Here is a 17,229-nt window from a genome sequence, read left to right as displayed (position 1 = left end):
GGCAAAGCGGTGGGGCGATTGTTCGTCCCGGTTCTCTATTCGCGGGTTGTTATTAGTTCGGGTTTCCCGTGGGTTTGAGCCTCGTTACCGACGGCTGTCCACGTGAAGAGGGGGCGCACTATACCGGTGCGCGGGCTCGCCGTCTGCATGTAGCGCGTCGAGCCGAGGAACGGCAGGCTGTACGGGGGGCTGAATCGGTTCTTGCGAGGCCCCGCAAAACCCCGCGAACAGAGGCCCGCATCATCTCTTTGATAACGCTGCCAAGCCGTAGGAGCTGGCTTGCCAGCGAAGGGGCCCGTTTGAGCGGCGCCGGTCTTGAGCGCCTGTTCGCTGGCAATTCGGCTCCTACGGGATTACAGCCAGAATTCCTCTCGGCACTCTTGGAAGTCCTTCAGTTCACCTTGTTCCAGTAATTGCCGGATCCACGGCCCCAGCAGATCCAGCGAGCTGTCCAGAGGCGTGGGCCGGTGCCAGCGCAGCGGCACCTGGGCGAAGCGCTGCTGGTTGGCGCTGACTTTTTCCAGGATCTGCCGGTCCTGTTTGAGGATCACCTTGAACAAGGGCTGCAGCACAGCGCGCTTGAGCCAGCCCGGCAAGCGGCCGCGGGCCGTGGCGATGCGCGCGAACAGGCGCAGTTCGCCCTCGGCAGTCGGGGTCAGCCAGGCGCTGACCAGCAGGTTGAGCCGGCCCTGACGGTCGCGGTATTCGATTTCCGCCAACCCCGGCAGGCGAAAGCGGCCCATGCTGAGGCCGCGTTCGCCTTCGAACAGTCGGGAGATCAGTCCGGATTGGGTGCCTTCTTCGCTGTATTGGGCTTCGACCCCGTCTTCCAGTTGATGCACCCAGGCACGAATGCGCTGGCGCTGGCGGTCGTGGCGAATCCATCCGGCGTGCACGAAGTGGGTGTGGAAGCCGTCGAGGAAGTTCTCCGCGGCGTCCTGCAAGCTGCACTGCACCCGGTCGCTGATCCAGAACACATCCAGGGCCTGGGCCTGCTCGGCGGCGGCCACCGGCGGGGCATTCGGCCGTTCGCTGGCGAGGCTGGCCCAGACAAGCCCCTGGGTTTCGCAGCTGTGCAGGGGTTGCAGCAAGGGTTGGCTGCACCGCTGCTGCTCCTGGCCGGGCAACTGAGTGCAACGGCCCTGGGGGTCGAAGCGCCAGCCGTGGTAGGGGCACTGGATCTGCCCGTCGCGCACCCGGCCGGCGCTCAGGGGCGCGAAGCGGTGGGGGCAGCGGTCCGGCAGCACCGCGGCAGCGCCGTCGGCATCGCGAAACAGCACCAGCGGTACGCCGTGCAGGGTGCAGGCCAGGGGCTGCTTGTGCAGCTGCCGGCTCAGGGCGACGGGCCACCAGCCCGAGTGACTGTTCACAGTTTGAGCTTCCTCATCAGCGGTACGCCGATCCGTTGCAGCAGCAGGCCCATCAGTTGCCACACCAGGCGCCGCGACCAGGGCAGGTGGGCGACGTGGATCAGGCTGTATTCGATTTCGGGCTGGCCGCCGCGCAGGCGCTTGAAGGCGGCGGCGCCGGAGCTGAAGTTGAGCACCTGACGACGGTTCACCGCTTCTTGCAGGCACAGCCTGGTCAGTTGCCGGTACAGGCCGGCGCGCTGGGGCAGGGCGGTGTCGTAGCCGACGATGGGGGTGCTGATCAGCGCGCTGTTGGCGAACCAGCCCAGGGCGCCGTCAATGCGCCCTTCGGCGTTGCGCAGGGCGCGCACATCCAGCCAGCCTTCGGCCTGCCCGCGTTGCAGCCAGTGGGCGCTGTAGTGGGGGTTCAGGCGGCTGTATTTGTCCAGGTAGAGCAGGTTGTACAGCTGCTCGATGCGCTGGAAGTCGGCCTCGCTCAGCTCGCTGCCGGGCACCACCGTATAAGGGCTGCGGCGCAGCAGGGTGGCATCCAGGCGGGTGTTGTGGTGGCGCAGGAAGGCTGAATTTTCGCCCTCGCGGCCGTCGAACAGGTACACCTGACGGCTGGGAATTGCCAGGTAGCCCAGGGCTTGCAGGCGCTTGCGCAGTTCGAGGTTGCTGAAGTCGTTGAGCGAGCGAAAGCCAAAGCCGTGGTCGGGAAACTGCCGGCGCAGCAGTTCGGTGATCGCCGACAAATCCGAACCATCCCAATCGGCGGGGTAGAGGTTGGTCGACAGCAGCCAGTTGTTGACCTGCACCAGGCGGTCGACCTTGGCCGCGCTCAGCAACCGGTCCACGCCCTGGGTCAGCAGCTTCAAGGGCCAGGCCAGCCAGGGCCGTCTCAGGCGTTGGAGTTCTTCCCGGGCATAGCCGCTGTAGGCGGTTTGCGGAGAGACCACGTAACAGTTATCCACAGGGTCGTGGCCGTGGTTGATGCTCACCGGGAACTGCTGGCGGCCGGTGTCCAGCAGGGCCAGGGCGGTGCTGACATTGCCGATCAGCGCGCCGCCGGCGCAGGTGCGCACGTACTGCCGGGCGTGGCTGTCGCCAATGCTCGGGGGCTCAAGGGCCAGTTGCTCGGGCAGCAACAGTTTCATCGGCGCGGCGCTCCCAGGGGCTGGCCGTTCCACTCGATATCGGCGGTGGAGGCGGCCAGCAGCCCGCAACGGCGGGTCAGGGCGCGGCCGATGATCTCGCTCAGGCTCAGCAGCTGGGCGGTCAGCGGGCCGCGATCGCCGTCCTGGACGATCACGTCCCGGGCTTGTTGGTAGTCGTGCCAGAACGTGCAGCTCAAGGCCCGTTGCGGCGCCGCCAGAAGCAGCATGGCCAGGGCGATCATCCGGGGTTCCAGGGTCGCCTCCAGCGCTGCGTCGGCTTCGCTGCCCAGCGCCGCAACCAATTGCACGCGCTGGTCGTCGAACAGGTGCACGCCGCTGGTGGCCCTGGGGTTGCACTCCAGGACATGGAAGCGGCCCTGGCGGTCCTCGATGAAGTCAAAACCCACTTGCCCGGTGTAGCCGGTGGCCCGGCCGAACTGCTCCAGAAACGCACGGATCGGCGCCGGGGCGCAGCTGTGGAAGTAGATCCCCGAGCCGCGCCCAACCCGGTAGCGCGGCTGATAGCTGCTGTGGGCGCGCAACTGGCCGTCCACCAGCACGCTGAAGCTGCAGTACTCCTGGCCGGGGACAAAACGCTGGGCCACCCAGGGCGCATCGCTACTGGGGCGGACCTTGGCCAGTTGCGCCGGGCTCGGGCGGATCAGGGTCTGGGAGGCGAAGCGCGAATAGGCCGGCTTGAATACCAGGGCGTCGTGCTCCGCCGCCAGCGCCTGCACCGCAGCCGGGTCATGCAGCACCCGGGTCGGCGGCGCGGCCACGTCCCAGCCCTGGGTCATGGCAGCAAAATCGCCCTTGTGATGCAGGCGGTGCAGCAGGTCGAAATCACTGGTGAACACCCGGCACAGCGGGCGCAGGCGCTCCAGGCCGTGGGCCAGGTAGAACACCTCTTCGCAGGTGGGCAGCAGCAGGTCGATGGCCTGTTGGCGGATGACCCCGGCCAGGGCCTCGATCCAGGCCTCGGGGTCGTGGCGGGGTTCCGGCAGGCGCACGAAGTGCTCGGCGGCGCGGCTGAAACGGCTCAGGGGTTGGGCCAGGGAATCGGCCACGGTCACCGTCCAGCCGGCTTGGCCAAAGGCCCGGGCCCACTCCAGGCAGGCCGGGGCCCGGGCGCCGAGAATCAATACACGCATGGCAGTCCCTCGGGTAGTTGCAGCATCAGCAGACGGCGTCTTTTTGTTTGTGGCGGTGGTGCCTGCCAGTGGCCGAAGCTCAGCTGCGGCGCCTGCAGCCCTTGTTGCGCGCAGAGTTCGGCCAGGGCTTCGCCCAAGCGCTGGCACAGCCCGTGGTAGTCGCCCGAGGTACGCAGGTTGGCCTGCCAGAGCAGCCCGCGCTGGTGAATCTGGTATTCCTCCAGTTCCGCCCCCAGCATCAGCAGGGCCCGGCGCAATACGTCAGGGTAGAGAGGTGCCAGCTGCTGGCCGTCGAGCCGCGGCAGCCAGAGGATCTCGTCGGCCCGGCCTTCCACGGCGGCGATGGCCCGCTCCGCACGGCCACAGGGGCAGGGCGCGCTGGCCACCCGCAGGATGTCGTTGAGGCGATAACGCACGATCAGCTGCGTACGCCGGGAAAAGTCGGTGATGATCGGCTGGAAGCGCGTGCGCTCAGGGTCCAGCCATTGCGGCTCGATGTGCAGGTGGCTTTCATTCAGGTGCAGGGTGCCGGCCTCGCAGGTGTAGCCGAGGAAGCCTTCGCTGGCCTGATAGATCTGCTGCGGCTTGCGCCCGAAGGCTTGCTGGACCAGCTCGGCGTCGGTGCTTTCCAGCACTTCGGCCACCGACAGGATGTGCCGTGGGCGGATCGTCAGCTGCCCGGCCAGGGCCGCCTGGGCCAGCCCCCGCAGCACCGTGGCCGGGGCCACCAGCACGTCCGGGTTCTGCTGGTTGAGGCGTTGCAGGGAGGCGGTCAGGCCCAGGGTCAGGTCATGAAAGGCGAAGTCGATGCGGCGGCTGGCGAGGGTGGTGTACAGGCGGCTATTGGCCCGCAGGAAGAAGGCGATCCGCAGCGGCGCCAGCCAGGGGCACAGCAGCCGGGGCAGCAGCGCCCGGGGCAGGGTGCGCGCCAGCAGGATGCCGGCCCAGCGCTGGCGTTCCACGCTGCTGACCAGGAACACCCCCTGGGCCCCCGAGGTGCCGCTGGACAGGCCCACGGTGATGTCCCCCAGGGTCGGGCTGAAGTCCCGGGAACGCTCGGCCTGCAGGGCCACCGGCAACACCTGTTCCAGGCTCAGGGCGCGGGTGTTGAAGGCGGCGAAGTCGCTCATCAGGGCGGCTTTGTCCATGAGCGGCAAGTTGTGCAGGCCGTCTTGGGTCAGCCCGTTGAAGCGCTGGCCACGGGGCAGGACTTTGGCCATGAAGTGCCGCAGGCGCCGGGCCTGCCAGGCTTCCAGCCGCTCGCGGCGGCGAAAGCGCAGGGCGTAGCGGCTGAACACGAAGGCGCCAATACTGCGCAGGGTACCCAGCAGGCGCTCACTGTTCATTGGCGAACGCCTCCCAGGCCTGGGTGCAATGGGACGGCAGCACCGCCACCGCCGGTTCGCGGCGAATCAGCTGGCCCAGGCCGCTGTAGGTGCGCACGTATTGCTGACGGTCGGCGCTGGCAAACCACAGTGCCGGTGCAGCGGGCAGGCGCTCGGCGCGGCAGGCCGGCACCGACCAGCAGGCGTCGGCCACCAGGAACACCGGCCGGCCGTGGGCGTCGGGGATGAACAGGCCCAGCTGGCCTTTGCTGTGCCCCGGCAGCGGCACGCCGATCAGGCTGCCATCGCCGAACAGGTCCAGGCCTTGCTCGAAGGGCGCCATCCAGCTTGGCAGCGCACAGCTGGGACTGGCTTCGGCCAGGCGCAGGCGGGCGCTGAAGTCGTCCGGCAGCAAGCTCGGCAGATGGCCGCCAAGGGTGGCGCGCCAACGCTGGCCGCGCAGGCTGTCGATATGCCGGTAATCGGCTTCCAGGGCGATAAAGCGCGCATTGGCAAAATCCCGCAGCCCGGCGATATGGTCGGCGTGGAAGTGGGAAATGATCACATGGCGGATATCCCCCGGGCCGATGCCCAGCTCATGCAGCTGCGCCCCCAGCTGCTCGACCACCGGCAACTGCACCGGCACTGCGCTGCGGTACAGGCGCTCGGGCAGGGCGCGGGTGGCCTGGAAGAAGTGCTCGGCGTAGCCGGTGTCGTACAAAATCCAGCCGTGCTCCGGGTGCTGGATCAGCCCGCACAGTGCCGGAAATTGCACCGGCGCCAGGCGCCCGCCACGGTCGGCCATGCATTCCAGGTGCTGGCACCAGCCGGCCCGCAGGATCTTCAAGCTCACGCTGCGGCTCATGCTCGTTGCCTCTGTTGGGCCAGCCACCATTGGGCGTGCAGGGCGATGCCCTGGTCTTGGCTGATCACCGGGCGATAGCCCAGCTCGCGCTGGATGGCGCTGATGTCCAGGGTCTGACTGAAGGCCAGGACGCCTGCGCCGTAGCGGGTGATCAGGGGTTCGGCGCCGTTGCCCAGCCGTGCCTTGAGCTCCAGCAGGCGCGCTAGGCCATGCACCAGGGGCCAGGGCAGGCGACGGGTGCGCAGGGGCAGGCGGAAGTGCTCGGCCATCTGTTGCAGCAGGTCCTTGAAGGCCAGCGGCGTGCCGTTGCTCAGGTTGTACACGCACAGCGGGCGCGGCAGGGGCCGGGTCAGGGCCAGCCACACCGCGTGCACCAGATTGTCGACGCAGGTCAGGTCCAGCTGCGCCTGGCCGCCGCGCATCAGCGGAATCGCCCCCCGTTGCATCACCCGCAGCAGGCGCGGCATCAGGGTTGCGTCCCAGGGGCCGAACACCGCCCGGGGGCGCAGGATCACGCATTCGGGCAGCTTGGCGTCTGCCAGCAGGGTTTCGGCCTGGGCCTTGCTGCGGGCGTAGTCATTCACCGGTGGTGGCAGCGGCTGGTCTTCGCGGATGCCCAGGCGATCACTGAAGTTGAAATACAGGCTGGGGGTGGAGATATGCACCAGCCGCGGGATGCGGTTCTTGCCGCAGGCGTGGATCACCTCGGCGGTGGAGTCGAGGTTGGCCCGGGCAAACGCTTGGGGCGAACCCCAGGGTGAAGACAAGGCGGCGCAATGCACGATGGCGTCATGCTCGCGGCTGGCATCGGCCAGCAGGCGTTTGGCCAGCGGGCTGCCGTGCTCCAGGGGCAGCCAGCGCACGGGCGCCGGGCTGTGGGCAATGACTTGCGCCGCCGCTTCGGGGTTGCGCCCGCTGAACTGCACCTCGCAGCCTTCGGCGGCCAGCTTCCAGACTAGATGCCGTCCGATAAAACCGGTGCCGCCGGTGACCAGGATCTTCATCAGTACTCCAGGATCATGCCGCCGAGGGACAGGCCCGCGCCGGTGCCGATCAGCATCAGGGTTTGTCCGCGTTGAATGCGCCCGTCGCGCACCGCGATGTCCAGAGCGGTGGGCAGGGACGCCGCCACCTGATTGCCATGCCGGGCAAAGATATTGATGACTTTCTCCGGCCCCAGGCTCAGGCGTTTGGCCGCATGCTGCATGGCCTGTTGGCTGGCTTGATGGGGGATGATCCAGTCGATCTGCGCAAGGGACAGCGCGGCTTGCTGCAGCAAATCGTCCATCAGTTCGGGCAGGTGCTTGGCCGCGAGGCGGAACACGCCCTTGCCCTGCATGGTGAAACTGGTCAGGGGCTCGAACGGCACCTGGATGCGCCGCGGATGAAAGCGCGAACCGCCGGCGGGGATCTGGCACAGCGCGGCGCCTTCGGCGTAGGTCCTGAGGCGCGAGGCGAGGATCTTCGGGCCGCCGTCGCCCGCTTCCAGCACCACCGCTGCCGCACCGTCGCCGAAGATGCCGCAGACTTCCACCTGCTGCCAGTCCAGGCCGCAGGAGGCGATGTCGGCGCACACCAGCAGCACGCGCCGGTAATGCCCGGCCTGGATCGGCCAGGACAGGGTGTCCAGGGCGGCAATAAAGCCCAGGCAACTGGCGTTGATGTCCATGGCCGGAATGCCCGACTGCCCCAGGCCCAGCTCCCGTTGCAGCAGAGCGGCGTTGCAGGGCATGCCCTGGTCCATGGTGCCGCTGGCGCAGACGATCAGGTCCAACTGATCCAGCGCCAGGCCCGCCGCTTGCAGGGCCTGGCGCGCGGCGCTGGCGCCGAGGCTGGCGGCGGTGTCCGCAGGATCGGCGACGTGGCGCTGCTGCACCCCGCTGATGCGCGCCACGCTGCCGGTTTCCAGGCCGAGCTGGCGGTCCAGCTCGGCACTGGTGACCACCCGCTGCGGCAGGGCGTGGCCGGTGCCGAGGATGGCCAGCGCACGGGCCGGGCGGGGGGAGGACGCTGATGTGTGCATGCAAATTCCGTTTGTAGGGCGTCGGGGGCTTGATCAGGTGGCGGACGGCGCGACCGGGCAATGGCTCAGAAAGGCTTGCAGCCCTTGCTGATATGCCTCGTCGTCCATCAGTTCACTGTATTTGGCGATGCGGCAGGCCTGGCCCTTGCGCTGCATCTCGGCGCTGGCCACGTCATAGAAGTGGGCCGCTTCACGCAGGTACACGACCTGCTCCCAGGTCAGGCTGCTCTTGGCGCGTGGGAGTTTGCTCAGGGTGAAACCCTGGTCGTCGAATGTCAGGGTGTAAGTGCCTTCGGTGGCCTTCAGCGGCGCCCGCAGGCGGGCCTCGATCAGGCGATGGTTCAGGCCGCGCAGCGGCGTCCGGTTGCGAGTTCGGGCTTGCAGGCGTTGGATCAGGCGCCCGGAAAAGCGCCACCACAGCGGGATGAAAATCAGCGCGCAGAGCACCAGGGCGATGATCTTTTCCGGGGTAAAGCGCCGCTCTGGAAAATACAGCGCCAGGGGCGCGGCGATCAGGCACAGCAGCAGGATCAGCGGGCCGAGCAGGCGCCCCTGCCAGCGTGAGGTGGCGTTGGAGATCCGCGTTTGCAACTGGTCATGCTCAAGCAGCGCCTGGGGCAATTTTTCGGCAAGCCGGGCTTCGGTGTGGGCCGGGGTGAGGCGGTACTGCAATTCCATGGCGGCTGAATCCGAGGTCCGTGTTCGGTGAGGGCGGCAGTTTACCGATTTCTGGCATGCGCAGAGCAGCGGCTTGCGCGCACGCCGACCCGCTGCTCAGGCGGGGAACTGCTCTACATGCCGTTCCACCCACTGGTACAGGCGTTCAGCGAGCGGCTGCCGCTGCTGCTGGAAGTGATCCTGGTAGCGGTTGAAGAGCGGGTCCTGATTGATGCGCAGGGCCAGCTCGATGGGGCTTTCGCTCTCGGCATGGGCGGCCCGCAGTTGCTGTTGGCGCTGGTCGGCCTGTTCCAGGGTGTCCGCCAGGGTATCGAGTTGCAGGTGGCGCAATTGGGCGATGGCCTGGGGTAGATGAAAGTGCAGGGCGCTGTCGAAGCCTTCCCAGCCCTCATAGGCCAACCATTCGTGCAGGATCATGAAGCAGCGCGGTGCCGGGGCCAGTTGCTCCAGCGCTGCGAAATCCAGCCAGTACTGGCGCGGCAGCTGCTTGGTGGTTTCGATGGCCTGGGCAATCAGGTCCAGGGCCTGGCCCTTGTCCCGGTGATGCTTGCGCAGGATGCGCTGGGTCAGGGTGAAGCGCGCTTCTTCTATAGCGTGCAGGGCGCGGTTCAGGTCGTAACCGGCGGCGTGCAGCTGTTCCCGGGCGTGCTCGGCGGGCAGGCCGGATTTGTCTACCAGCACTTGCAGCAGTTCGGCTTTGTAGAGCTCGGCGGCTTGCTGCGGATTATTGGCGCAGCGGGCGAGCAGGGTCTGGGCATGGCGCAGGCCGATGGGGATCAGCTTGCGTAGCTGTTGCAGGGCCTGGGTGTGCGTCGGGTCCATCGACAGGGTGCCTTGATAGTCATTGCCGGCTGCGGCGGGAGGCTGATTATCCACCGCGCCGAGCAAAACCTGTAGCCGCTGCCGGCAGGCTGCGAACGGCCCGAAGGGCCGCGGGGTTCTCAAGGTCGCTGAAGGTCCTGCGGACCTTTTCGCAGCCTCGCGGGCTCGGCAGCGGCTACAAATGAGGTCGCGGGTGCAGTTCAGGTTGGGTGGTGTAGCCGCTGCCGCAGGCTGCGAACGGCCCGAAGGGACGCGGGGTTCTCAAGGTCGCTGAAGGTCCTGCGGACCTTTTCGCAGCCTCGCGAGCTCGGCAGCGGCTACAGGGCGTCAGGGGCCGGGGCGGGCGCTGTCGAGCAGGGCGTCCACCACGGCGCGGGCCATTTCCACGGAATGCACCATGGACCAGATCAGCCCACGCTCGATGCCGCTGGCCCGTTCGGTGATTTCATCGGACACCTCTTCGGCGCACTTGAGCAGTAGGGAAACGTGCATCAGGGCGTCTTCGGCATTCACCTGGGGTTGCACGGCGAACAGTGGGTGGCCCTGGCCATCGCGCAGGCCGAAGGGGCGATGGCGGGTGCCGTGCAAGGCGGCCAGCAGGTTGGCGTTGGCGCGGTCCAGCTCCGGGTCGCGGCGCGGATGATCGGTGGGCAAGGGTGGATCGGGGACGAGCTTTTTCATGAGACTGGTTCCTTTAGCAATTTAAGAAACCGCCGGATCTCACTTCCACATGAGAGGGTGGCAGCCGTGCGCAGGTGTGGAAGACCGGGCTAAAGGAACCGGCGCACCCGAAGGTGCCCTACGCACAGCCGCCATAAATCGAGTTCACCCTAGCCGCATCGGCAAGGGTGTTCGAATGAGACGACTGCACGTCCTTTATCCCAGACTTCCACATCCGGGCCGCTGATTTGGCAGCGGCACCGGGAGACTGCCTGATCGTTCGAAGGGGTACAAGGCGCTCAAAGGCGTGGGGGATTCTCTCGGATTTGCCCTACAAAACAAAGCGAAACGGCTCCAGCGCTGGGCGGCATTCCCTGATCAATCGGCTAATGGGCAGGGGGTGATAGGGGCTTTGTTGAGTGTACGAGTGGGGTAGGCCAGCCAGAGTGTGCTGGCAGGTTTTGCGGCCCCTGCGGTGCCGTTCGCAGCCTCGCGGGCTTGGCAGCGGCTACAAATGAGGTCGCGGGCGCAGTTCAGGTGGGGTGGTGTAGCCGCTGTCGCAGGCTGCGATCGGCCGCGAAGCGGGCGCGGCGATTTCAACGGCAGGAGAAAAAAACGCAGGCAAAAAAAAGGGCCTGGAGACGTATCTCCAAGCCCTCAAAAGGTGAGAGGTGTCTAGTCCCTCAACCTGGTGAGCGGTGTTGCGTGTTTCGGTGTTGCGCCGGTTACGCCTTCAGCGGAACCAGACGCGGGGCAATCATGTTTTCCGGACGCAGGATGTCGTCGAGCATGGCGTCGTCCAGCAGGCCTTCTTCGCGCACCAGTTCCAGTACGCCACGGCCACTTTCCAGGGCGATGCGGGCGATACGGGTGGCGTTTTCATAGCCGATGTACGGGTTCAGCGCGGTGACCAGGCCGATGGAGTGCTCCACCAGTTCACGGCAACGGGTTTCGTTGGCGGTGATGCCGGTGATGCAGTGCTCGCGCAGCATGTCCATGGCGCGTTGCAGCAGGCGGATCGAGTCGAAGATCTTGAAGGCGATCAGCGGTTCCATCACGTTCAGTTGCAGCTGGCCGCCTTCGGCCGCGATGGTCAGAGCCAGGTCGTTGCCGATGATCTGGAACGCCACTTGGTTGACCGCTTCCGGGATGACCGGGTTGACCTTGCCAGGCATGATCGAGCTGCCGGGCTGACGCGCTGGCAGGTTGATTTCGTTGATGCCGGTGCGTGGGCCGCTGGACAGCAGGCGCAGGTCGTTGCAGATCTTCGACAGCTTGACCGCGGTGCGCTTGAGCATGCCGGAGAACAGCACGAAGGCGCCCATGTCGGAGGTGGCTTCGATCAGGTCGGCAGCCGGTACCAGCGGCTGGCCGCTGATGGTGGCCAGGCGTTGTACGGCCAGGTGCTGGTAGCGCGGGTCGGCGTTGATGCCGGTGCCGATGGCGGTGCCGCCCAGGTTGACTTCGGTCAGCACTTCCGGCGCCAGGGTCTTCAGGCGAGCCAGGTCTTCACCCAGGGTGGTGGCGAAGGCGTGGAATTCCTGGCCGAGGGTCATCGGCACGGCGTCTTGCAGCTGGGTACGGCCCATTTTCAGGACGTGGCTGAATTCCTGGCCCTTGGCGGCGAACGCCTGGATCAGGCTGTCGAGGCTGGCCAGCAGCGCGTCGTGACCCAGCAGCAGACCCAGGCGGATCGCGGTCGGGTAGGCGTCGTTGGTGGACTGCGCCATGTTCACGTCGTTGTTCGGGTGCAGGTACTGGTATTCGCCCTTGCTGTGGCCCATGGCCTCCAGCGCGATGTTGGCGATGACTTCGTTGGCATTCATGTTGGTCGAAGTGCCAGCGCCGCCTTGAATCATGTCCACCACGAACTCTTCGTGGAAGTCGCCGCGGATCAGGCGGGCACAGGCCTCGCTGATGGCTGCATGCTTGGCTTCGCTCAGATGACCCAGTTCGCGGTTGGCGTCAGCAGCTGCCTGCTTGACCATTGCCAGGGCCACGACCAGTTTTGGGTAGTGCGAAATCGGAACGCCGGAGAGGCGGAAGTTGTTCACCGCTCGCAGGGTCTGGATGCCGTAATACGCTTGAGCCGGTACTTCGAGTACGCCAAGCAGGTCTTTTTCTGTGCGGAAAGATGCAGCGGAGGACATGACGGAGATCATCTCGGTAGGGACCCGGTCTGTGCCGGGAACGCTGCGAATCCTAGGCCGAAGGGATTTTTTGGGCCAATGCTGTTAAACACTGGGCTATGCATATTCGGCATAATGCCGGTGTGACGCCGGGTTGCCGGCGAGCGTGTGACCTAAAATGGTGCGTGTCCGGGAGGACGTGATGAATCTGGAAAGCAAATGGCTCGAGGACTTCAGTGCCCTGGCCGCCACCCGCAGCTTTTCCCAGGCTGCCGAGCGACGTTTCGTGACCCAGCCGGCCTTCAGCCGGCGGATCCGCAGCCTGGAAGCGGCCCTGGGCCTGACCCTGGTCAACCGCTCGCGTACGCCGGTGGAGCTGACGGCAGCGGGGCAGTTGTTCCTGGTGACCGCGCGCACCGTGGTCGAACAGCTCGGCGAGGTGGTGCGTCACCTGCACCACCTGGAAGGCGGGCAGGGCGAGGTGATGCAGGTGGCGGCTGCCCACTCCCTGGCGCTGGGCTTCTTCCCGCGCTGGATCGCCCAACTGCGCAACGAAGGGCTGAACATCGCCACGCGGCTGGTGGCCACCAACGTCGGTGATGCGGTGCACGCCCTGCGCGAAGGCGGTTGCGACCTGATGCTGGCCTTCTATGACCCGGACGCGGCCTTGCAGATGGACTCGGAAATCTTCCCCTCGCTGCACCTGGGGCACACCGAGATGCTCCCGGTGTGTGCCGCCGATGCCCAGGGCAAGCCGCTGTTCGACCTGGAAGGCGAGGCCAGCGTGCCGTTGCTGGCGTACAGCGCCGGGGCTTTCCTCGGGCGTTCGGTGAACCTGCTGCTGCGCCAGCGCAACCTGCGTTTCACCACCGTCTATGAAACCGCCATGGCCGACAGCCTCAAGAGCATGGCCCTGGAAGGCCTGGGCATTGCCTGGGTGCCGCAACTGAGCGTGCGCGCCGAGCTGGCCCGGGGCGAGCTGGTGGTCTGCGGCGGGGCGCAATGGCATGTGCCGCTGGAGATTCGCCTGTACCGCTGCGCCCTGGTGCGCAAGGCCAACGTACGCTTGCTCTGGCGCAAGCTGGAAGGCGCTGCCGCACAAGCCGCGGCCACGTAGGAGCCGGCTTGCCGGCGAAAGCGTCGGCCGGGAGGGTGGTGATTGCAGGGCTGGCCTCTTCGCTGGCAAGCCAGCGCCTGCGAGGGGGGGCGGGATTGACCTTGGAGTCAATAAAACCGGGGTTTTGCGCCGGAAATACTTTGTTTTGCAGATGGTCGGCGAAAGTGCGTTTAACGCGCCTTTTTCGGTATACTGCGCGGCCTTCGGCCGGTTCGCCTGGCCATAATTCGTACAATTTAAGCCACGCATTTCGCGTGGCTTGTTGTTTTTGACGCGCCTGCGGGCGCCCAGAGAGAAGAGGCACGACGATGAGTGCACTGGTTGGCGTGATCATGGGCTCCAAGTCCGATTGGTCCACCCTTAGCCACACCGCCGATATGCTGGAAAAGCTCGGCATCCCTTACGAGGTGAAGGTGGTTTCCGCACACCGCACCCCGGACCTGCTGTTCCAGTACGCCGATGAGGCTGAGGCGCGAGGCATCGAGGTGATCATCGCCGGTGCCGGCGGCGCGGCGCACCTGCCGGGCATGTGCGCGGCCAAGACCCACCTGCCGGTGCTGGGCGTGCCGGTGCAGTCGTCGATGCTCTCGGGTGTGGATTCGCTGCTGTCCATCGTGCAGATGCCGGCCGGCATCCCCGTGGCCACCCTGGCCATCGGCAAGGCGGGCGCGATCAACGCGGCCCTGCTCTCGGCGAGCATCCTGGGCGCCAAGCACCCGCAGTTCCATGCGGTGCTGAAAAAATTCCGTGCTGAACAGACAGACAGCGTCCTGGACAATCCAGACCCGCGCGTCGCCTGAGGTTGTTGACGATGAAGATCGGTGTAATCGGTGGCGGCCAGTTGGGCCGCATGTTGGCCCTGGCGGGGACTCCGCTGGGAATGAACTTCGCTTTCCTCGACCCGGCGCCGGATGCCTGTGCCGCCCCTCTGGGCGAACACCTGCGGGCCGACTACGGCGACCAGGACCACCTGCGCCAGCTGGCCGATGAAGTGGACCTGGTGACCTTCGAATTCGAGAGCGTGCCGGCGGAAACCGTGGCCTTCCTCTCGCAGTTCGTGCCGGTCTACCCGAGCGCCGAAGCCCTGCGCATCGCCCGCGATCGCTGGTTCGAGAAGAGCATGTTCAAGGACCTGGGGATTCCTACTCCGGAGTTCGCCGACATCCAGTCCCAGGCGGATCTCGACGCCGCCGTGGCGCGCATCGGCCTGCCGGCCGTGCTCAAGACCCGCACCCTGGGTTACGACGGCAAGGGCCAGAAGGTCCTGCGCAGCGCCGCCGACGTCGAAGGCACCTTCGCCGAACTGGGCAGCGTGCCTTGCCTGCTGGAAGGCTTCGTGCCCTTCACCGGTGAAGTCTCGCTGATCGCCGTGCGCGCCCGTGACGGTGAAACCCGTTTCTACCCGCTGGTGCACAACACTCACGACAGCGGCATCCTGCGCCTGTCGGTGGCCAGTAGCGACCACCCGTTGCAGGCCCTGGCCGAGGACTACTCCAGCCGCGTGCTCAAGCAGTTGGATTACGTGGGCGTAATGGCTTTCGAGTTCTTCGAAGTGGACGGCGGCCTCAAGGCCAACGAGATCGCTCCGCGGGTGCACAACTCCGGGCACTGGACCACCGAAGGCGCCGAGTGCAGCCAGTTCGAAAACCACCTGCGGGCGGTGGCCGGCCTGCCCCTGGGCTCCACGGCCAAGGTCGGTGAGAGCGCCATGATCAACTTCATCGGCGAAGTGCCGCCGGTGGACAAGGTCATCGCCATCGACGACTGCCACCTGCATCACTACGGCAAGGCCTTCAAGGTCGGGCGCAAGGTCGGCCACGCCAACCTGCGCTGCGCCGATCAGGCGACCCTGCAAGCGCAAATCCTCAAGGTGCAAGCGCTGATCGCCGAGTAACAAATCCTCCGGCTGGCGGGAACCTTCGTTTCCCGCCGTTCTCTGATAGCAGGATGCCAAAGTGCTGGCTAGGCTTTGGCTTGATCCCCCCTTACAGAGGAACAGCCATGGGCATTATTGGAACCATTTTCATCGGCTTGATCGTTGGTCTGCTGGCGCGCTTCCTCAAACCGGGAGACGACAGCATGGGCTGGATCATGACCATCCTGCTGGGTATCGGCGGTTCGCTGGCGGCCACTTATGGCGGCCAGGCGCTGGGTATCTACCAGGCTGGCCAGGGCGCCGGTTTCATCGGTGCACTGGTGGGCGCGATCGTCCTGCTGGTGATCTACGGCTTCGTCAAGAAGAGCTGAACCACGCTACAAGCCCCCTCTGCCGTCCGCGCGGAGGGGAGCCTTTTTCTTCATCGGAAACTTCAACGCATCTGACGGTCTGGGTACTAGAATGCCCGGGTTTTCCCGTCCTTCCCTTTTGACCGAGCCACCCTCACATGCGCCGTCTTCTATTGACCTTTGTTCTGCTGGGCTGCGGCCTGGCCCAGGCTGGCGAATTGCCGGAAACCGATTGGCTGGAGCTGATGCCCAAGTCGGACCAGAAGGCCCTGGAGCAGATGCCGGAAATCGACCACAACTCCCCGGAAGCCAATGGCACCTTCACCGAAAAGGGCGGCCTGAAGCAGAGCAAGGGGTTGCCGGCGGTGATGTATTCCACCAAGACCGTGCCGGCCATGAATGACAAGCAGATCCGCATCGGCGGTTATCCGGTGCCGCTGGAAGCCGATGCCAAGGGGCGCAGCACGTTGTTCTTCCTGGTGCCGTACCCGGGCGCCTGCATCCACGTGCCGCCACCGCCACCCAACCAGCTGGTGCTGGTGCGCTTTCCCAAGGGCTTGAAGCTGGACGACATCTACACGCCGCTGTGGGTGACCGGCACCCTGAAGATCGAAAAGGTCAGCAACGACCTGGCCGATGCCGCCTATGCCCTGGATGCGGCGAAGGTGCGGGTGGTCAAGGAATCGGATCTCTGAAGCGGCGCATTTGAACGCCGCTGAACGGTAGGAGCCGGCTTGCCGGCGAACGCGGTCTTGAGGGCCTCTTCGCTGGCAAGCCAGCTCCTACGGGGCAGGTGGAGTCAGAGCGGGGCGGCGCTGATGCTGACGCTCAGGGTGTGGCTGGCGCCCGGGGCCAGGGTGACGATGTCGTCCATCACGTTGGCGGTCTCGATGCACAGCATGCGCTGCCAGCCGTCGTCGGCCATGTCGCTGAATTGGGCGGCGCGGTCGATCCAGGGGTTCCAGATCACCGCGGTGCGCGAGCCTTCGCTGCGCAGGCGGATCCGCCGTTGCCAGTCCGGATCGACGATCTCCAGCTGCGTCGGGGCGTTCAGGTAGATGCGGTCGGTCTCGCCGGTAAAGTGCAGGCTGCCGCTCTGGACCTTGGTCTTCCAGTCTTCCAGGGTTTCGATGTAGCTCAGCCCGTCCACGCCTTCGACCTGCACCTGGCGCACATCGCTGACCGCGAAGTAGCTGTGCAGCGCCTGGCTGATGCTCACGCTTTCAGTGCCCAGGTTGTGGCTGCTGAGGCTGATGTGCAGTTGCTGGTCGAGGCGGATGCTCAGGCGCGGTTCCACTTGATGGGGCCAGCCGGGAAAACCACCCGCGGGGCAGGGCAGGCGCAGCTCCACCAGCAGGCTGTCGCCCTGGCTTTCGATGCCCAGCAGTTCCCAGTCGGTGGCCCGCACCAGGCCGTGGGCCGGCGCCGGGTCAGTGCCTTGGCGCATGGCCTGCACCGCCTGCGGGTTGCGGGCAAAGTTGCCGAACCAGGGCCAGCACACCGGCACCCCGGCGCGGATGCTCTTGCCGCGCTTGAACACGGCCTCGTCGTTGAGCCAGATCAGCGGCTGTTGCCCGGCCACTTGATAACTGAGGATGTGCGCGCCCTGCTGGGCCACCAGCAGTTCGGCGTCACCGTGGCGGATGCGCCAGCAGTTCAGTTCATCCAGTTTTACCGTTTCGACCTGGGGCGTAGGCATGCTGCTGTTCTCGTTCGCAAGGTGTGGG

Annotated in this window: 17 protein-coding genes; 5 read left to right on the top strand and 12 right to left on the bottom strand. The window is 66.1% G+C overall.

Annotation, left to right across the window (positions count from 1 at the left end; translation table 11 throughout):
- Nucleotides 1–353 precede the first annotated feature (353 nt).
- From AC1RCO_RS15665 to aspA, 11 genes are all read right to left on the bottom strand, one after another.
- Nucleotides 354–1,370 carry a Rieske 2Fe-2S domain-containing protein gene (locus AC1RCO_RS15665; RefSeq protein ID WP_492617849.1) on the bottom strand — a complete coding sequence of 339 codons (1,017 nt, stop codon included), beginning with the start codon at nucleotides 1,368–1,370 and terminating at the stop codon, nucleotides 354–356.
- Nucleotides 1,367–2,506 carry a hypothetical protein gene (locus tag AC1RCO_RS15660; RefSeq protein ID WP_492617848.1) on the bottom strand — a complete coding sequence of 380 codons (1,140 nt, stop codon included), beginning with the start codon at nucleotides 2,504–2,506 and terminating at the stop codon, nucleotides 1,367–1,369. The genes AC1RCO_RS15665 and AC1RCO_RS15660 overlap by 4 nt, the downstream gene beginning before the upstream one ends.
- Nucleotides 2,503–3,657: an ATP-grasp domain-containing protein gene (locus AC1RCO_RS15655; RefSeq protein ID WP_492617847.1), complete on the bottom strand. Its 1,155-nt coding sequence runs from the start codon at nucleotides 3,655–3,657 to the stop codon at nucleotides 2,503–2,505. The genes AC1RCO_RS15660 and AC1RCO_RS15655 overlap by 4 nt, the downstream gene beginning before the upstream one ends.
- Nucleotides 3,645–5,003: a F390 synthetase-related protein gene (locus tag AC1RCO_RS15650; RefSeq protein ID WP_492617846.1), complete on the bottom strand. Its 1,359-nt coding sequence runs from the start codon at nucleotides 5,001–5,003 to the stop codon at nucleotides 3,645–3,647. The genes AC1RCO_RS15655 and AC1RCO_RS15650 overlap by 13 nt, the downstream gene beginning before the upstream one ends.
- Complete coding sequence (locus AC1RCO_RS15645) at nucleotides 4,993–5,847, bottom strand: MBL fold metallo-hydrolase (RefSeq protein ID WP_492617845.1); 855 nt, start codon at nucleotides 5,845–5,847, stop codon at nucleotides 4,993–4,995. Before AC1RCO_RS15645 ends, AC1RCO_RS15650 begins: the two co-directional genes overlap by 11 nt.
- Nucleotides 5,844–6,851, bottom strand: coding sequence for an NAD-dependent epimerase/dehydratase family protein (locus AC1RCO_RS15640; RefSeq protein ID WP_072443422.1), 1,008 nt, complete (start codon nucleotides 6,849–6,851; stop codon nucleotides 5,844–5,846). The genes AC1RCO_RS15645 and AC1RCO_RS15640 overlap by 4 nt, the downstream gene beginning before the upstream one ends.
- Nucleotides 6,851–7,870, bottom strand: coding sequence for a beta-ketoacyl-ACP synthase 3 (locus tag AC1RCO_RS15635; protein WP_492617844.1), 1,020 nt, complete (start codon nucleotides 7,868–7,870; stop codon nucleotides 6,851–6,853). Before AC1RCO_RS15635 ends, AC1RCO_RS15640 begins: the two co-directional genes overlap by 1 nt.
- Nucleotides 7,871–7,903: 33 nt before the next feature.
- Nucleotides 7,904–8,548: a hypothetical protein gene (locus AC1RCO_RS15630; protein WP_492617843.1), complete on the bottom strand. Its 645-nt coding sequence runs from the start codon at nucleotides 8,546–8,548 to the stop codon at nucleotides 7,904–7,906.
- Nucleotides 8,549–8,644: 96 nt separating this feature from the next.
- Nucleotides 8,645–9,370, bottom strand: a complete 726-nt coding sequence (locus tag AC1RCO_RS15625; protein ID WP_492617842.1) for a hypothetical protein — start codon at nucleotides 9,368–9,370, stop codon at nucleotides 8,645–8,647.
- Nucleotides 9,371–9,697: 327 nt separating this feature from the next.
- Nucleotides 9,698–10,051, bottom strand: coding sequence for a DUF6124 family protein (locus AC1RCO_RS15620; RefSeq protein WP_492617841.1), 354 nt, complete (start codon nucleotides 10,049–10,051; stop codon nucleotides 9,698–9,700).
- 704 nt (nucleotides 10,052–10,755) lie between these two features.
- Nucleotides 10,756–12,180, bottom strand: a complete 1,425-nt coding sequence (gene aspA, locus AC1RCO_RS15615; RefSeq protein ID WP_041120431.1) for an aspartate ammonia-lyase — start codon at nucleotides 12,178–12,180, stop codon at nucleotides 10,756–10,758.
- A gap of 181 nt (nucleotides 12,181–12,361) precedes the next feature.
- On the opposite strand from aspA, the gene AC1RCO_RS15610 reads away from it, so the two are divergent.
- The 5 genes from AC1RCO_RS15610 to AC1RCO_RS15590 all read left to right on the top strand — a co-directional run bounded on the left by AC1RCO_RS15610 (nucleotide 12,362) and on the right by AC1RCO_RS15590 (nucleotide 16,197).
- A complete protein-coding gene (locus tag AC1RCO_RS15610; RefSeq protein WP_011064292.1) occupies nucleotides 12,362–13,276 on the top strand; it encodes a LysR substrate-binding domain-containing protein in 915 nt (304 codons plus the stop codon).
- Nucleotides 13,277–13,584: 308 nt separating this feature from the next.
- The gene (gene purE, locus AC1RCO_RS15605; protein ID WP_011064291.1) at nucleotides 13,585–14,076 is read left to right on the top strand and encodes a 5-(carboxyamino)imidazole ribonucleotide mutase; all 492 of its coding nucleotides are present in this window, start codon (nucleotides 13,585–13,587) and stop codon (nucleotides 14,074–14,076) included.
- A gap of 11 nt (nucleotides 14,077–14,087) precedes the next feature.
- Complete coding sequence (locus tag AC1RCO_RS15600; protein ID WP_077934962.1) at nucleotides 14,088–15,170, top strand: 5-(carboxyamino)imidazole ribonucleotide synthase; 1,083 nt, start codon at nucleotides 14,088–14,090, stop codon at nucleotides 15,168–15,170.
- A 107-nt stretch (nucleotides 15,171–15,277) separates the two neighbouring features.
- Nucleotides 15,278–15,523, top strand: coding sequence for a GlsB/YeaQ/YmgE family stress response membrane protein (locus tag AC1RCO_RS15595; RefSeq protein WP_011064289.1), 246 nt, complete (start codon nucleotides 15,278–15,280; stop codon nucleotides 15,521–15,523).
- A 137-nt stretch (nucleotides 15,524–15,660) separates the two neighbouring features.
- Nucleotides 15,661–16,197, top strand: coding sequence for a DUF3299 domain-containing protein (locus AC1RCO_RS15590; protein ID WP_011064288.1), 537 nt, complete (start codon nucleotides 15,661–15,663; stop codon nucleotides 16,195–16,197).
- Nucleotides 16,198–16,301: 104 nt separating this feature from the next.
- Here the strand turns inward: AC1RCO_RS15590 and AC1RCO_RS15585 are convergent, their stop codons facing one another.
- Complete coding sequence (locus AC1RCO_RS15585; protein WP_011064287.1) at nucleotides 16,302–17,201, bottom strand: D-hexose-6-phosphate mutarotase; 900 nt, start codon at nucleotides 17,199–17,201, stop codon at nucleotides 16,302–16,304.
- Nucleotides 17,202–17,229: the final 28 nt, after the last annotated feature.

The sequence above is a fragment of the Pseudomonas sp. GW823-FHT03E05 genome (assembly GCF_058796855.1).
Note: the sequence above shows the minus strand (reverse complement) of the source record. Positions and strands in the feature narration are given on the sequence as shown.

Bases quoted from the DNA above. Each gene is read 5' to 3' on its own strand.
- AC1RCO_RS15660 (WP_492617848.1), bottom strand. From the start codon at position 2,506: ATGAAACTGTTGCTGCCCGAGCAACTGGCCCTTGAGCCCCCGAGCATT.
- AC1RCO_RS15655 (WP_492617847.1), bottom strand. From the start codon at position 3,657: ATGCGTGTATTGATTCTCGGCGCCCGGGCCCCGGCCTGCCTGGAGTGG.
- AC1RCO_RS15650 (WP_492617846.1), bottom strand. From the start codon at position 5,003: ATGAACAGTGAGCGCCTGCTGGGTACCCTGCGCAGTATTGGCGCCTTC.
- AC1RCO_RS15645 (WP_492617845.1), bottom strand. From the start codon at position 5,847: ATGAGCCGCAGCGTGAGCTTGAAGATCCTGCGGGCCGGCTGGTGCCAG.
- AC1RCO_RS15640 (WP_072443422.1), bottom strand. From the start codon at position 6,851: ATGAAGATCCTGGTCACCGGCGGCACCGGTTTTATCGGACGGCATCTA.
- AC1RCO_RS15635 (WP_492617844.1), bottom strand. From the start codon at position 7,870: ATGCACACATCAGCGTCCTCCCCCCGCCCGGCCCGTGCGCTGGCCATC.
- AC1RCO_RS15630 (WP_492617843.1), bottom strand. From the start codon at position 8,548: ATGGAATTGCAGTACCGCCTCACCCCGGCCCACACCGAAGCCCGGCTT.
- AC1RCO_RS15625 (WP_492617842.1), bottom strand. From the start codon at position 9,370: ATGGACCCGACGCACACCCAGGCCCTGCAACAGCTACGCAAGCTGATC.
- AC1RCO_RS15620 (WP_492617841.1), bottom strand. From the start codon at position 10,051: ATGAAAAAGCTCGTCCCCGATCCACCCTTGCCCACCGATCATCCGCGC.
- aspA (WP_041120431.1), bottom strand. From the start codon at position 12,180: ATGTCCTCCGCTGCATCTTTCCGCACAGAAAAAGACCTGCTTGGCGTA.
- AC1RCO_RS15610 (WP_011064292.1), top strand. From the start codon at position 12,362: ATGAATCTGGAAAGCAAATGGCTCGAGGACTTCAGTGCCCTGGCCGCC.
- purE (WP_011064291.1), top strand. From the start codon at position 13,585: ATGAGTGCACTGGTTGGCGTGATCATGGGCTCCAAGTCCGATTGGTCC.
- AC1RCO_RS15600 (WP_077934962.1), top strand. From the start codon at position 14,088: ATGAAGATCGGTGTAATCGGTGGCGGCCAGTTGGGCCGCATGTTGGCC.
- AC1RCO_RS15595 (WP_011064289.1), top strand. From the start codon at position 15,278: ATGGGCATTATTGGAACCATTTTCATCGGCTTGATCGTTGGTCTGCTG.
- AC1RCO_RS15590 (WP_011064288.1), top strand. From the start codon at position 15,661: ATGCGCCGTCTTCTATTGACCTTTGTTCTGCTGGGCTGCGGCCTGGCC.
- AC1RCO_RS15585 (WP_011064287.1), bottom strand. From the start codon at position 17,201: ATGCCTACGCCCCAGGTCGAAACGGTAAAACTGGATGAACTGAACTGC.